Source organism: Cohnella sp. (assembly GCF_041640265.1).
GTDB lineage: Bacteria > Bacillota > Bacilli > Paenibacillales > Paenibacillaceae > Cohnella.
This window is the reverse complement of sequence record NZ_JBEQAP010000005.1, coordinates 128,824-141,902: the sequence shown is the minus strand read 5'-3', so window position 1 is coordinate 141,902 and position 13,079 is coordinate 128,824. Positions and strand designations below refer to the sequence as shown.

The window sequence follows — 13,079 nt, the reverse complement described above, 5'->3', positions numbered from 1 at the left end:
GTTTCGATCAAAGCCGAGGGTTGTCGTATACGATCGACTCCGCTGTTTCTCCAATATGGAGCTGCGCCTTTGCCGGATGTGTAGATGCAATTAATTTCCCCCGGTAAACCACGTACCGTGTTACGGGCATCCGTCGTATAAGCTCCATGGGATCTTTACCGTCGACCACAATAAAATCGGCCGATTTTCCTTCCTCAATTCCATATCTCTCCTGGAGATGCAAGGTCCTTGCTCCTCCCTCCGTCACCATATGAACGCCGAGCGGAATTTCTTCGCGCCCTGTCATATGCCCTACATGCAAAGCCATGTTGGCCACTTGGAGCATGTTGCCGTTCCCCAGGGGATACCACGGATCCGAGAAGCAGTCCGTCCCCAGACTCACATTAAGTCCCGCTTCAATCAGTTCCTTGATCCGCGTCATCCCCCGGCGTTTCGGATAGGTGTCGAACCTGCCCTGCAGATGAGTATTAACCAACGGATTGGCAACAAAGTTCATTCCGGAAAGCTTCAGGAGTCTCATTAGCTTGGAAACATAAGCGTTACTATAAGAGTGCATCGCTGTCGTATGACTGGCCGTGACCCTTTCCCTCATCCCCGTTCTATAAGCTAAGGCAGCCAGCGCCTCCACAAATCGGGAATGCTCATCATCAATCTCGTCACAATGCACATCGATCAATTTGTTATGCTTTTGAGCTAACTCAAACAGAATATTCAGGGAATTCAGCCCATCCTCCCGCGTGTATTCAAAGTGAGGAATGGCCCCTGCGACGTCAGCTCCGAGCTTCAACGCCTCTTCGAGCAGCTCTGCGCCTCTGGGATAAGAACAAATTCCTTGTTGCGGAAAGGCTACAATCTGTATGTTCACCCAGGAGCGAACCTCTTCCTTAAGCCTTAGGAGAGCCTTGAGAGCGGTCAATTGGGGATCGCATATATCTGCATGAGTCCGGACATGGAGCACGCCTTGGCTGGCCAGCCATTTCAGAGCCACTGTCGCCCTCTCCCGAACATCCTCTTCCGTTAGAAGCGCTTGGCGCTCCATCCAGATTTGAATGCCTTCGAATAAGGTCCCGCTCTCATTCCAGCGCGGCTCTCCCGCCGTTAATACCGAATCCAGATGGATATGTGACTCCACATAGGGAGGAAGAACAAGCAACCCTTCCGCATCGATCACGGTTTCGAACCGATCTCGCGGAATAAGGGGAGCAGAACATTCGTCCTCAGCTTGAATGGCCGCGATCTTTCCTTTATTCACGGCAATCTGGCAAAGCTCCGCACGCCCTGACAACCGCGCATGCCGGACCAACAGCTCCATACTCACATTCCCTCGACAGCTTTTTGAATGATCTCATTCGTATAAGCAGAGGACACATCTGCAGCTTTCTTAATGACGCCGAATTTCAGAGCAATATCTGCCGTCAAAGTAAATCGGTCCTTGTTCGTAAAGCCAATTTGATCGGCCGGGAACCCTTCGGGTTGAACCAGCTTGCCTACCTCTTTCATCATGGTCAGCTGATGTTCACGCGATGAGCTTCCATCTTCCACGACATCCATGACAATGTCCGCAGCTCCTTCTTGATCTTCTATGGCATCCTTCCATCCCTTTAAGGTTGCGCGGATGAACTTGACGGCCGTCTCTTCATTGTCCGATAACCACTCTTTGCTTACGAAAAGGTTGTCATGCAGCATGCCTACCCCTAATTCGTCCAAATTAAAGACGTTCAGGTCCTCCGGCTTAATGCCGCTATTCAATACGACGTGGTACTCGTTATAAATCATTGCTGTAGCCACATCCAAATCCCCGTTCAAGAACTGGTCCATCGTAAAGCCTTGCTTGATAAACTCCAAATCCTTCATCGGGTCAAGGCCATATTTGGAGAAGAGCGCCTGAACCTCATATTCATTCCCGCCCATCCAGTTCCCGACTTTTTTACCTGCAAAGTCTTCCGGACTGTCAATTCCCGAATCCTTCTTAGAAAGAAGAACCATGCTGGTATCCTGGAAAATTTGTCCGACTTGAATTAAAGGCACCTCTTGTTCGATATGGGACAATAAGCTCCCTACTAGGTTGACGCCGAATTGAGCTGTTCCATTGGCCACCTGCTGCTCCGGAACGATATCCGGCCCGCCGGGGATGATTTCCACATCAAGTCCTTCTTTTTCATAGAAGCCCTTTGCTTTGGCCACGTAAAAACCGGCAAATTCCGCCTGCGGCACCCAACTCAGCTGAATTTTAACTTGAATCGGCTGCGAAGAAGCGGATGAGGGTTGGTCTGTTCCCGCAGGAGATGCGGCACTATCCGCTCCCGCATTATCGGATCTCCCGCCGCATCCGGATAAGATAAGCAACAGAAAACTCACCATTCCCATGACCGCCAGTCCCTTTTTAACCGTGTATCGTTGCCTTTTCATTCTCCTGCCTCCTTGGATTAAGTCCTTTGTGATGGATGCCATTTAATGAACACCTTCTCCAGCCGTTCCACGATTAAATAGAACAGGACGCCGGCAAGGGCAGCCATGACGATGCATGACCAGCCCAAAGGCATTTTGGCCACTTTGATGGAATTAGAAAGCAGGTACCCCAGACCGCGGGAGGATACGAAAAATTCACCTACAATGGCCCCAATCATACTTGCCGTCGTGTTGATTTTGAGAGCGGTAAAGACATAAGGCAGGCTGTTCGGAATTCTTAAGTAAAGGAATACTTCACGTTTCTTGGCCGCATAAGAATGCATAAGTTCCAGCGATAACGGATCGACCATTCTCATTCCCTTATGGGCATTGATGGCCATAGCAGCCATCGTCGCCGCCATTACAATCGCCGCTCTGGAGCCCATTCCATCACCGAACCACAGGTTCATGATCGGCGCCAAAGCTACAATCGGCACCGCGTTCAAGGATGCGGCAAGCAGAAGACTTCCCGAACCCCATCTTGGCCAAGCTGTTGCAACTAGAGCAATGAGGAACCCAGCCGCCGACCCCGCCAACATTCCCCATACCGCTTCCGTAAGCGTATATCGGGTATAGGACAGAAGTAGCTCACGATTTTCCTTCATCGCTTCTGCAATGGCCGATGGAAGCGGCAACTGATAAATCTTCAAGTCGAGCATCCGGTGGAACAGCTGCTTCTCCCATGCCAGGAGGAACAATACACCCGCTAAGAGAGGCAACGCTATTCGGATAACCCATCCCGCTTGTTGCCGCCAGCGTACCTTTCTTTTGTTGATCTCTGGGGCAGCTAACATTACCGGACTTTCCCTTGCCAAATTCCGTTCCATCACCGGTCACCCCCTTTAGCGCGAAATTCCGGCTGCCAAGGTGCCGCAAGCCTCTCGATTGCGCTCATAAGCAAGTAACTGATGATCCCGAGCAGAGCTCCCACGAGTACCGTGGACCAGAACATGTAAGTATTAGAGGGTCCATAATACAAATTACGCAGCATAATAACTCCAATTCCATGCTGCGCACCCATCAACTCAACCAATATTGCTCCTGTCACCGCGAGAGGCGCGGCAATCTTCAGTCCGCTGAATAATCCAGGCAGCGACGCGGGAAGACGTAACTTCCAATAGACGGTCCAAGGTTTAGCAGCATACGAGTACATAAGTTCCAATGCGGAAATCTCTACGCTTCTCAAACCCCTTAGCATGTTTATCGATACGGGGAAGAAGGTAATATACCCGGCAATCAGAATTCGTGCCAGCTGCTCATCACGAACGATTCCATACAGAATGGGTGCGAGACCGAGGATTGGAATCATTTGGGAAGCGACAGCGTAAGGAAAAGTAAGACGCTCCACCCATTTGGATACACTCATCAGAACTGCCAATAAAACTCCTCCAGCCGCACCCAGCAGAAACCCTAAGCCCGCATTGCCGAAGGTCACACCGCCCTCGCGCGCCAACGTGCTTCCATAATGGGCGAAGGTGCTAAGCACTTCATGTACATAGGGCAGCTTAGACTGAGCTAGCGGAACTTCTCGCACATTCAATAAATACCAAGAGATGGTCTCCCATAGGACAAACAATCCAAGCCCCCAAACGGCTGTCGGTAAAAGTCGGCCCTGCCGAAGGATTCTGTATCCTTTCATCCGCTACACTCCTTCAAAGCTGCCGCGAATTTGCGCAATGAGTCCGAAAAACTCCGGACTGTTTCTCATTTCCTTGGTGCGCGGCCTCGGGAGCGGTATGTCTACGATAGAGGATAATCTTCCCGGGTGAGGCGAGAGTACGAATACCCTGTCAGATAAGAATATCGACTCCGAAATGCTGTGTGTGACGAAAACAACGGTATTCTTCACTTGGCTCCAGATCGACAGCAGCTCTTCGTTTAAACGTTCTCTCGTGAATTCATCGAGTGCAGAGAACGGTTCATCCATCAGCAGAATTTCGGGTTCCATCGATAATGCCCGCGCGATGGCGACACGCTGCTGCATACCTCCGCTTAACTGCCAAGGATACTTGTCGCCGAATCCTTGCAGGCCGACTAATCCAAGCAGCTCCGCAGCCTTCTTCTCGCGTTCAGCCTTCTTGACTCCCATCATCTCCAGAGGAAGCATAATATTGGCTTCAACCTTTCTCCAGTCGTATAAGACAGGGTTTTGAAATACTATGCCGTATTTCTGGGCCAGCCTCGCTTCTTTGGCCGTCTTGCCCGCCACCTTGATCGAACCGCTTGTAGGCTGAATCAAATCCGCCATTAACCGAAGCAGCGTCGTCTTCCCGCAACCGGAAGGTCCCAGAAGAGAAACGAACTCCCCCTTGGCAATGTCCATGCTAACATTCTGCAGGGCAACGACTTCGGCAGCATTCGACGGATATCGCATGCCGATTTCTGCCAACTCAATTTCGGGAAATCTCGTTGTCATAGCCATTTCCATCCCCCTTAATATACAACTCGTTGCAGGAAAGTCGTGTTAATTTATATTACGTGAAAGGAAATCATTAGGTTTTTATTGCGTTAATGTTATGTTTATATACATCATAGTCCTTGAAAGACTTCGTTTCATTAGACAAAGAGTAAAACGGAAATGGGTTTTTCGTGTCATTCTGTCTATGTAAACCAACACCGTTGTTAGGTTATGTTACATCGAATGAGTTTCAATTGGAGGGGTTGAACTCAGCATAAAAAAATAGACCCCTTAGCCAAGAGGTCCATCTGAATTTCCGCCAAACCATCGAGCAAACGTACTATCTCAAATCCTCCAAGAATCCCTTGGCAGCCATAATCTGCCCTTCGCCAGCCTCTTCCATAATAAGCGGTATGTCCGGGCAATATTTCTTGATCAGCTGCGTATATAACTTGTAATTCATCTGGCCGGTACCGGCAGCACCTACAAGGAGCTGTCCATCTAGTGACAAGAACCGGTCCTTCGCATGTCCCGCAATAACACGATCCCCAAGCAGGCGGAAAGCTTCCTCAATTACTTCATCCTGCCTAACAAAGTTAGTCGGGGTAAGAAGGTTGCCGGGATCCATCACCACGCCGATACGGGCTGAAGGAACCTCCTCCAGCATTCGATTCAGAGCTGCAGACGTATCGATGAGATGGCCGCCCGCCGCCTCCAGACCGACGTATACTCCCCACTTCTCCGCTTCCTCCGCCAATTCCTCAATCGTACTCCTCAACACGTTCCACTCTTCGTCGGAATACACCCCATGCCAGGGGGAGCCGGTTTCGGCAGCGACTATCGAGGAGCCGAAGTCCCTCGCATGGCGAAGCAGCTCCTTGAATCTCTCTATGTTCAATCGTCGCTGCTCGACATCTCGATCGAACAGATGTAAGTAGCAGCCAAGCACCGAAATAGATACTCCCCGCTTATCGAAAGCTTCTCCAATGGTTCCAGCTAATCCGGTGCTTAAGCAACCCGGCTTAGTGAAGTCGTACCCGCTAATAGCCTTCCATAAGGCAAGCTGTACATGACGAATGCCATGATCAGCCACCTTGGAAGCTAGCTGATCATAGGGTAATTGACCGAGCAAGTGAGCCAAAATCCCGATCTGCATCCCATCAACCTCCCGAATAAACTCTTAATCTATAGGGGTTATGTTTTTTTACTTTTCTTAACTGCTATAGTAATCGTAAGAGCGAGTCCGCCCCATAACAAGACCGCCCCGAACAGAAACATGCCGATCGCCGCTCCGCTCATGCTCAGAATCCCTCCTGTTTAATATCTGTTTTCCATTTGAACATGTATGCAAGCGGGAACGCGATCAACAACGTTGCGCCAACCAAAATCCATCCAAATGTAAGCAGCGCATGAAACGGGTATCCCTCGTATGCTTTCGTGAATTCTAACTGAAAATTTTTGAAGGACATGAAAAGCAATACGAGCGGAGTCACGCCCATAATCATGACGTTCCACCAGGTGCCTACACGGAATTCGGATACCAGATTATTCTCTTCCCGAATGCGCGTTATGTTAGCGAACCAGCCGACAAGGATCACTTCAAACAGACCGGCAATAACGATTCCGAAGTTATTAATGAAATGGTCTACGATATCCAGCAGCACGATACCGGCACCGGTTGTATAAACGATACTCACGAACGCGCAAACGCCGACCACCCCATTCACGGCCGCCTTTCGGCTTAATCGGAATTTATCCATCAGGGATGCTATCAATACTTCAACGATGGAGATCAACGATGTATAACCGGCAATGACGAGCGACAAGAAAAAGAGCGCTCCGAACGCACCGTTAAATGCGGGGAAAGCGTTAATGATTTTCGGAAATACAACAAAAGCGAGACCTACCCCTGAGGCGGCCACGTCCTTCACTTCGCTGCCTGAGGATACTGCCATAAAGCCGATCGCTGCGAATACGCCGATTGCGGCAAGAAATTCGAATCCGCAGTTGCTGAAAGCCATTATAAAGCCGCTGTTGTTGACGTCCTGTTTCTTGTCGATATAACTGCTATAGGTGACCATAATAGCAAACGCGATCGAAAGACTGAAGAATATTTGCCCATACGCGGCTATCCATACGCTATACCATTCCGGATTTGTGCCGCCTAGAAAACCCGGCAAAATTTTGCCGAAATCGGGGGTGAACAGGTGATCTAAACCTACAGCCGCCCCCGGCAGCGTTACTGCACGGATGACAATCATAATCATGAGAACAAACAGGAGCGGCATGAAAATTTTGCTTATTCGTTCAATCCCCTTCTTTACGCCGCGAATCAGCACATAATAGGTTCCTGCCCAGACCGCGACTAAGGGGAGCAGAATGTGCCACTGTATGCCTCCTAAATTCCAACCCGACGCCGTTACGGCATCATCGGGGATACCCAAATATGTACCGAATAAGAAAGCTTTCGTATCTTCTCCCCAATTTAAGTTGAACGAGTAGAAGAAATAGCTGACCGCCCACGCAACAATCGCTACATAGTAGGTTGTGATAACGAAACAAATCAGTACCTGCCACCAGCCGAGCCATTCAAACTTGCGGGATAGCTTGCTCAACGATAAAGGAGCGGACCCTCTGCCTGTCCGTCCGATTCCAAACTCCAGCAAGAGGATCGGAATTCCTGCCGTTAATAATGCGAAGAAATAAGGGATTAAGAATGCCCCTCCGCCATTTTCGTATACTACGTACGGGAACCTCCAGATATTTCCTAAACCGACCGCCGAGCCGACTGCAGCCAATATGAAACCTGCTCTGGTGCCCCACTGTTCACGTCGTTCCATTAACTGTCCTCCTTTTCCATATTTATGAAAGCGCTTAAATTCCTATTATCACATGATATTTATGCGCTTGGCAATGGTAATTTATACACTTGCATTCAGTAAAAAAGTCTTGCGCATACTCCTCAATAACCTTGCTAGACTTGAAAAAAGAAGTAACAGTTGCATGGCTAGAAGGCATTCTTGGATTGACATGCGTAAAAGCGCAGGATCATAATAGAGGAATAAAAAGGTAATTCCTTAGGCAAGGAGGAGTGGCCGATCAATCCAGCCAGAACAACAACTGCAAAGAGAAAGCCGGCTCCAGCACTGCGAAGTGCTGCAAATTCTAGGTGCCAAATGGGCTTTCCTCGTTCTTGAAGAACTGCTTAACGGACCGCAGCGGTTCAATCGACTTCAGCGGAATATTTCCATCGTCAAGACCCAATCCCTTACCGATACGCTCCGCCATCTGGAGAAGAACGGTCTCGTGTTACGCAAGGTCATTGACGGAGAAGGGCACAGATTTTCAAGCGGCTTTGAAGGAAATGGACAAATGGGTACAGAAGTGGGGCAATCCGATGCAGACAATTGAATCCACTGGCAAAACATCATAAACAAATAGTGCAATATCACTAAAACCGCTAGGTGAAATCAATCCCTAAGCGGTTTTTTGTCTTGGATATACGAGATTTTACACTTACTTAAAGTTAGTTGATCCAGATAGATGGATGATGTCCAAACACTTTGCGTTCTTACTTTATGAAAGTTACTTGATTATAATCCAGTTAATACACGAGAGAAAGGGATTGATAACCTATGAATCGTATTGTCATTTACATTTTAACGATAGCTGTCTTCTTCACAGCTACTTCTGAACTGGTCGTGGCAGGCATTCTGAATGTGTTAGCCAACCAGATGCATGTCTCTGTCGCTCTTGCTGGTCAGCTTATTACCGTCTATTCGCTCGCGTTCGCAATTGGAACTCCGGTTGTCGTGACGCTGACAGCGAGAATGGGACGGAAAAAGCTGCTGCTTCTCGCTATGCTTGTCTTCATCATCGGCAATCTCGTCTCGTTCGCCAGCTCCAGCTTTACCCTGCTGATCGTCTCTCGAATCATACTGGGTGTGAGCTCCGGCGTCTTGCTGGTAGCCGCCTTCAGCGCGGCTGCCAAGATGGTCCCGCCTGAGAAAATCGGCAGCACAATCGGCACGATCATTCTTGGCTTCAGCAGTGCCATGATTCTTGGGGTACCGATCGGAATTGCGCTTACCGATATGTTCAGCTGGCAGATGATCTTCCTTTTCCTAGCTTCCGGCAGTCTCATCATCCTGATCGGCATGGCGTTCATGCTGCCGGAGATCGAAGGGGACGCCCCCGTTCCGTTCAGCCGACATTTCACCGTACTTGCGAATCCGGTTATTCTGTTCGCATGACTGCTTGTCCTGTTCAGAGAAGCCGGCAATTCCGTCATGTTCACGTATTTAACTTCCTTTCTAGACACGATCCTGCACCGAAGCGCTTCCGACATTGGGATCATCATGCTGACACTCGGAATTGCCGGGGCAATCGGCTCCCGTATTGGCGGCTCAGCTGTCGATAAATGGGGAAGTGTGCGGATGATGATCACCAGCATGATTGTTCATGTCGTTACGCTCGCCCTGCTGCCCGTGGCTATCCAATCATTCCCGCTTGCCATTGCACTCTTATCCCTATGGATCATGTCCATGTTCATTATGGGTCCCGCTACACAGACCTACTTCATTGAGAAAGCACCGCAGTCGTCCAATCTCATCATAAGCCTGAACGTTTCCGTGACGCAGGTCGGTCTAGCGACCGGTGCGGGCGTTGGGGGCATGGCTGTCACATTAAACGGGACTGTCTTGTACAATCCGTGGGTGGCGAGCGCCGCACTGCTTATAGCTTTCACTGCAGCAGTTGTCTCCTTCCAGAAGAACAGAAGGATGCAGGCCGTTACAGCTTAAAGGCATGCTGTCAAGGGAATATCCTAGGCCTGACGTCGACTATTTCGAGTGGAGCGATGGCCAGCTCTTCTTCCGCAGAATGGCCTTCGACATACCTCTTGAGAGCGACCATCTTGTTCTCCCAGTAATGCTCATAGAAGGCTAACCAGCGCTTCATCTCTATTAAAGGATCTGCATCGAGCCGATACCTTGTTTCTCGACCTACTTTCCTTGCTTCGGCTAAAATGCGCAGATGCTTGGATACCGCAGTACGGGTCATCGGGAAATGGCTGCTGATAACCGTAACCGGCATCTCCTGATCCACCAGCAATCGGAGGAGTCCGCGCCGTGTTGGATCTGCAATTGCTTGGAACACATCATGCTTTGGTAATGGCGCCGCCATATCAGGCCTCGACATAGGAACCGAGTGACTTTGCAAGTCCGCCCCATCCCTGGCTCCCGTTCGCGTACAAGCGCATGCGTTTCTCCGAATTCCGTTACCTTATCCGCATCCCAGCATTGGTGCGGCACCCTTTATGACGATATCCCCTTTGCTCAGGAGCTGAAGTACATCTCGAACAGGTATGTCCCTGAGCCAAAGGGATATCGACAATAAGACTCGGATTATGCTTGTTCATGCTGCAAACGCAGCTTTATTCCCAAGTAACCGGGTCATTTTCGAGAAATAAAGTGATAATTTTTTTAAAAAAAGCGCCCGCAAATGGTCATAACCAATTCCGGGCGCCTGCTTCTGCATGGCTGTCATATTCAATTAGGACGATCAATCTCAAAAATTTCACCTAGCTTGGAGTAGCTGCTCCCGGCAAGTCGGCTCACCGGCTTAAGCAATACGGGATCAATATGACCGTTCTCATACAAGGCTTCATCTATATGAAAGCAGACAATTCGTCCGATCAATAAGTCGCAGGCCGGAGAATCTTCCGCTCCCCCTAGGGGTATGGCATGCTCAAGGACACATTCCATACGTATTCTAGCCTCGGCTATCCCAGGTATACCAATCTTCTCACTCGCGATTGGCGTTAATCCAGCGAGGGCGACCTCGCTCTCCTCGGGGGGCAGGCTGGCTGCCGTCTCGTTAATTTGCCTAATGTATGACTCATCGGAGATATGAACAACGAAGGCTCCGTTCTCTACCGCATTCCTTGAGGTATCTTTTCGCTGACCATTTTTCCGTTGCACGGATATCGAAATCAACGGCGGATTAGCGGCAACGATATTAAAGTAGCTATAAGGAGCGGCATTAAGAACTCCACCCGGCGATAGTGTCGTTACGAAAGCGATGGGTCTTGGAATAATACTCCCGATTAGAAGCTTATAGTTATCCCTCTCGTTTTGGCTTGCCGGGTCGATGGAGATCATGACAGCACCTTGAAATGTGTATCGTACCAAACTGCCGCAGCTTCCACTTCGGAAGCGGTTAACCGATGGCCGAATTTCTCCCAATGAACAGACACATTCGCACCCGCATCTTTTAATAGCGAAATAAGATCCTCTGTTTCCTGAGGTACGCAGATCGGATCATTGTCACCTGCCGCAATAAAGATCCGCACCCCTGATAGATCCTGCAGCTTGATCCCCCGCCTTGGCACCATCGGATGATGCAGAATAGCTCCCTTGAGCGAGCCCTGATAGTGAAATAGGAGACTTCCAGCAATGTTTGCACCATTAGAGTATCCGATCGCGACGAGATTATAACGGTCAAATCCGTATTTCTCCGCGGCTTGATCGAGGAAATCGCTCAACTCCTTTGTACGGAAGATTAGATCCTCTTCATCGAACACCCCTTCAGCCAATCTACGGAAGTATCGAGGCATGCCATTCTCGAGGACATTACCTCGGATGCTAAGCACAGATGACTCCGGAGATATTCGATCCGCAAGGGGCAGAAGGTCGTTCTCTGTTCCTCCCGTTCCATGGAGCAGCACTAGCACCGGTGCATTCTTATTCGTTCCTTGCTTGAAAATATGCTTCATGATTGATCAGCCTCCAAGACTCTGACTTGAATGGGTGGTAATCCTGCTATGATCTGAGTGCGATTCGCTTCAAACCACTCCGGCAGCATCAGCTTCTCCCCCATCGTATCCGCAGGCTCATCTCGCGCGAACCCCGGAGGATCTGTCGCAATCTCAAACAGTATACCGCCTTCCTCTCGGAAATATATCGCATTAAAGTATTGGCGGTCAATGATTGGAGTTGGCTGCAATCCGCTTTCCTCTACTGCTTTTCTCCAATTGGCATGATCCTCATCGTCCTTAGCTCTCCATGCAATATGATGAACAGTACCAGCTCCACCCACTCCAAACGGCATAGCTGTTAAGTTGACATCAATTAAATTGCCCAAATCTCCAGTTGCTTGAAACCGAGCATATCCCCCGTCTTCTCCTACCTTCTCAAGACCCATCACTTGCTCAAGCACGTTAGATGTTTTCTCAGGCGCGGCACTGTAAAGAATAGCCCCTCCAAAGCCTTTAACCGCTTTGTCTACCGGTATTCCGCCGAAAGTCCACCCGCTTCGAGGTCCTGCCTCACGTTCAACAATCTCAAGCAACAAACCATCCGGATCCGCCAATTGAATATATTGCTCGTTAAACCGTGTTGCAGCTGTATATGAAAGCCCTAATTTATTCAATCGCTCCTTCCAGAAATCAAGAGAGCCCACGGGAATGATATATGTGGTCACACCTACCTGCCCAGCCCCAATACGGCCTTTACGTGAGTTTACCCATGGGAAGAAGGTAATAATTGTACCGGGACTTCCTCCTTCGTTGCCAAAGTAAAGATGATAAACCTCAGGTGCATCGAAATTGATTGTTTTTTTCACGAGCCTAAGCCCAAGCACTCCAGAGTAAAAATCGACGGTTTCCTGGGCATTTCTTACGAATGCTGTTATGTGGTGTATTCCTGCTGTTTGTTGTTTCATTTGGATCAATCTCCTTTTTATTAATTTTTCGTAATTATTATGGTTTATTTAATATCTTAAATTTAAGATACTTTAATTTAAGCTAAATGTCAACAAATAATATTCCCAATTAATTTCTGCTTCCTACCACGAGATATTCAGCCCTTCTTTGTACACTCTATAATGTACCGACTTTACGACAAAGGAGCTCCTTTATGACAAGTACAATGACTCAGCCTGCTCAGCAGACCCAAGTACCTATTCCTGTTCCGCCACGCGTCATTACGACGAAAGATCTTCTTTATCTTAAAGATGCGTTATCTTGGGAATTAGATGCCTTTAAGAAGTTTCATTTTTTTGCTGGTCAAGCTGTGAATCCCCAAATTAAGCAAGCTCTCGATAAAGCGGGGCAAATGCATCAGCAGCATTACCAAAAGCTGCTTACCCATCTGCAAGTAGACAACAATACAGCTATGGCCAATTTACCTAAGCCGCAGCAGACACAACAAAATTTACAGTAAGGGAGTCTTCG

The 13,079-nt window shown here is 48.9% G+C and carries 15 protein-coding genes and 1 pseudogene; 4 read left to right on the top strand and 12 right to left on the bottom strand.

Annotated features, from left to right (window positions below):
- Window positions 1-7: 7 nt before the first annotated feature.
- From codA to ACESLK_RS06210, 8 genes are all read right to left on the bottom strand, one after another.
- A complete protein-coding gene (gene codA, locus ACESLK_RS06245) occupies window positions 8-1,306 on the bottom strand; it encodes a cytosine deaminase (protein WP_372663703.1) in 1,299 nt (432 codons plus the stop codon).
- Window positions 1,307-1,314: 8 nt separating this feature from the next.
- On the bottom strand, window positions 1,315-2,409 hold the full coding sequence (locus ACESLK_RS06240; RefSeq protein WP_372663576.1) for an ABC transporter substrate-binding protein: 1,095 nt from the start codon (window positions 2,407-2,409) through the stop codon (window positions 1,315-1,317).
- A gap of 17 nt (window positions 2,410-2,426) precedes the next feature.
- Window positions 2,427-3,275 carry an ABC transporter permease gene (locus ACESLK_RS06235; protein ID WP_372663574.1) on the bottom strand — a complete coding sequence of 283 codons (849 nt, stop codon included), beginning with the start codon at window positions 3,273-3,275 and terminating at the stop codon, window positions 2,427-2,429.
- Entirely contained in the window at window positions 3,275-4,087 is an 813-nt protein-coding gene (locus ACESLK_RS06230) for an ABC transporter permease (RefSeq protein WP_372663572.1), read from the bottom strand. The genes ACESLK_RS06235 and ACESLK_RS06230 overlap by 1 nt, the downstream gene beginning before the upstream one ends.
- 3 nt (window positions 4,088-4,090) lie before the next feature.
- A complete protein-coding gene (locus ACESLK_RS06225; protein ID WP_372663570.1) occupies window positions 4,091-4,870 on the bottom strand; it encodes an ABC transporter ATP-binding protein in 780 nt (259 codons plus the stop codon).
- Between the two features lie 316 nt (window positions 4,871-5,186).
- Entirely contained in the window at window positions 5,187-6,002 is an 816-nt protein-coding gene (locus ACESLK_RS06220) for a sugar phosphate isomerase/epimerase family protein (protein ID WP_372663568.1), read from the bottom strand.
- Between the two features lie 38 nt (window positions 6,003-6,040).
- Entirely contained in the window at window positions 6,041-6,145 is a 105-nt protein-coding gene (locus ACESLK_RS06215; RefSeq protein WP_372663566.1) for a MetS family NSS transporter small subunit, read from the bottom strand.
- A 2-nt stretch (window positions 6,146-6,147) separates the two neighbouring features.
- Window positions 6,148-7,686, bottom strand: coding sequence for a sodium-dependent transporter (locus tag ACESLK_RS06210; protein ID WP_372663564.1), 1,539 nt, complete (start codon window positions 7,684-7,686; stop codon window positions 6,148-6,150).
- A 262-nt stretch (window positions 7,687-7,948) separates the two neighbouring features.
- Here ACESLK_RS06210 and ACESLK_RS06205 point away from each other — a divergent pair.
- The 3 genes and pseudogenes from ACESLK_RS06205 to ACESLK_RS06195 all read left to right on the top strand — a co-directional run bounded on the left by ACESLK_RS06205 (window position 7,949) and on the right by ACESLK_RS06195 (window position 9,648).
- Window positions 7,949-8,279, top strand: a pseudogene (locus tag ACESLK_RS06205) (winged helix-turn-helix transcriptional regulator).
- A 202-nt stretch (window positions 8,280-8,481) separates the two neighbouring features.
- A complete protein-coding gene (locus ACESLK_RS06200) occupies window positions 8,482-9,099 on the top strand; it encodes an MFS transporter (RefSeq protein WP_372663562.1) in 618 nt (205 codons plus the stop codon).
- Window positions 9,100-9,648, top strand: coding sequence for an MFS transporter (locus ACESLK_RS06195; protein ID WP_372663701.1), 549 nt, complete (start codon window positions 9,100-9,102; stop codon window positions 9,646-9,648).
- A gap of 10 nt (window positions 9,649-9,658) precedes the next feature.
- Here the strand turns inward: ACESLK_RS06195 and ACESLK_RS06190 are convergent, their stop codons facing one another.
- The 4 genes from ACESLK_RS06190 to ACESLK_RS06175 all read right to left on the bottom strand — a co-directional run bounded on the left by ACESLK_RS06190 (window position 9,659) and on the right by ACESLK_RS06175 (window position 12,568).
- Window positions 9,659-10,030: an ArsR/SmtB family transcription factor gene (locus ACESLK_RS06190; RefSeq protein WP_372663560.1), complete on the bottom strand. Its 372-nt coding sequence runs from the start codon at window positions 10,028-10,030 to the stop codon at window positions 9,659-9,661.
- 365 nt (window positions 10,031-10,395) lie between these two features.
- Window positions 10,396-11,007, bottom strand: a complete 612-nt coding sequence (locus ACESLK_RS06185) for a flavin reductase family protein (protein WP_372663699.1) — start codon at window positions 11,005-11,007, stop codon at window positions 10,396-10,398.
- Entirely contained in the window at window positions 11,004-11,621 is a 618-nt protein-coding gene (locus ACESLK_RS06180; RefSeq protein WP_372663558.1) for an alpha/beta hydrolase, read from the bottom strand. Before ACESLK_RS06180 ends, ACESLK_RS06185 begins: the two co-directional genes overlap by 4 nt.
- Window positions 11,618-12,568 carry a ring-cleaving dioxygenase gene (locus ACESLK_RS06175; protein WP_372663556.1) on the bottom strand — a complete coding sequence of 317 codons (951 nt, stop codon included), beginning with the start codon at window positions 12,566-12,568 and terminating at the stop codon, window positions 11,618-11,620. Before ACESLK_RS06175 ends, ACESLK_RS06180 begins: the two co-directional genes overlap by 4 nt.
- Window positions 12,569-12,762: 194 nt before the next feature.
- Between ACESLK_RS06175 and ACESLK_RS06170 the strand changes: the two genes are divergently transcribed.
- Window positions 12,763-13,068 carry a ferritin family protein gene (locus ACESLK_RS06170; RefSeq protein WP_372663554.1) on the top strand — a complete coding sequence of 102 codons (306 nt, stop codon included), beginning with the start codon at window positions 12,763-12,765 and terminating at the stop codon, window positions 13,066-13,068.
- The last annotated feature ends 11 nt before the right edge of the window (window positions 13,069-13,079 follow it).

Excerpts from the sequence above, each read along its gene's own strand:
- ACESLK_RS06220 (WP_372663568.1), bottom strand. The coding sequence starts at position 6,002 with ATGCAGATCGGGATTTTGGCTCACTTGCTCGGTCAATTACCCTATGAT.
- ACESLK_RS06240 (WP_372663576.1), bottom strand. The coding sequence starts at position 2,409 with ATGAAAAGGCAACGATACACGGTTAAAAAGGGACTGGCGGTCATGGGA.
- ACESLK_RS06175 (WP_372663556.1), bottom strand. The coding sequence starts at position 12,568 with ATGAAACAACAAACAGCAGGAATACACCACATAACAGCATTCGTAAGA.
- ACESLK_RS06215 (WP_372663566.1), bottom strand. The coding sequence starts at position 6,145 with ATGAGCGGAGCGGCGATCGGCATGTTTCTGTTCGGGGCGGTCTTGTTA.
- ACESLK_RS06190 (WP_372663560.1), bottom strand. The coding sequence starts at position 10,030 with ATGGCGGCGCCATTACCAAAGCATGATGTGTTCCAAGCAATTGCAGAT.
- ACESLK_RS06235 (WP_372663574.1), bottom strand. The coding sequence starts at position 3,275 with ATGGAACGGAATTTGGCAAGGGAAAGTCCGGTAATGTTAGCTGCCCCA.
- ACESLK_RS06210 (WP_372663564.1), bottom strand. The coding sequence starts at position 7,686 with ATGGAACGACGTGAACAGTGGGGCACCAGAGCAGGTTTCATATTGGCT.
- ACESLK_RS06230 (WP_372663572.1), bottom strand. The coding sequence starts at position 4,087 with ATGAAAGGATACAGAATCCTTCGGCAGGGCCGACTTTTACCGACAGCC.
- ACESLK_RS06200 (WP_372663562.1), top strand. The coding sequence starts at position 8,482 with ATGAATCGTATTGTCATTTACATTTTAACGATAGCTGTCTTCTTCACA.
- ACESLK_RS06170 (WP_372663554.1), top strand. The coding sequence starts at position 12,763 with ATGACAAGTACAATGACTCAGCCTGCTCAGCAGACCCAAGTACCTATT.
- ACESLK_RS06225 (WP_372663570.1), bottom strand. The coding sequence starts at position 4,870 with ATGGCTATGACAACGAGATTTCCCGAAATTGAGTTGGCAGAAATCGGC.
- ACESLK_RS06185 (WP_372663699.1), bottom strand. The coding sequence starts at position 11,007 with ATGATCTCCATCGACCCGGCAAGCCAAAACGAGAGGGATAACTATAAG.
- ACESLK_RS06180 (WP_372663558.1), bottom strand. The coding sequence starts at position 11,621 with ATGAAGCATATTTTCAAGCAAGGAACGAATAAGAATGCACCGGTGCTA.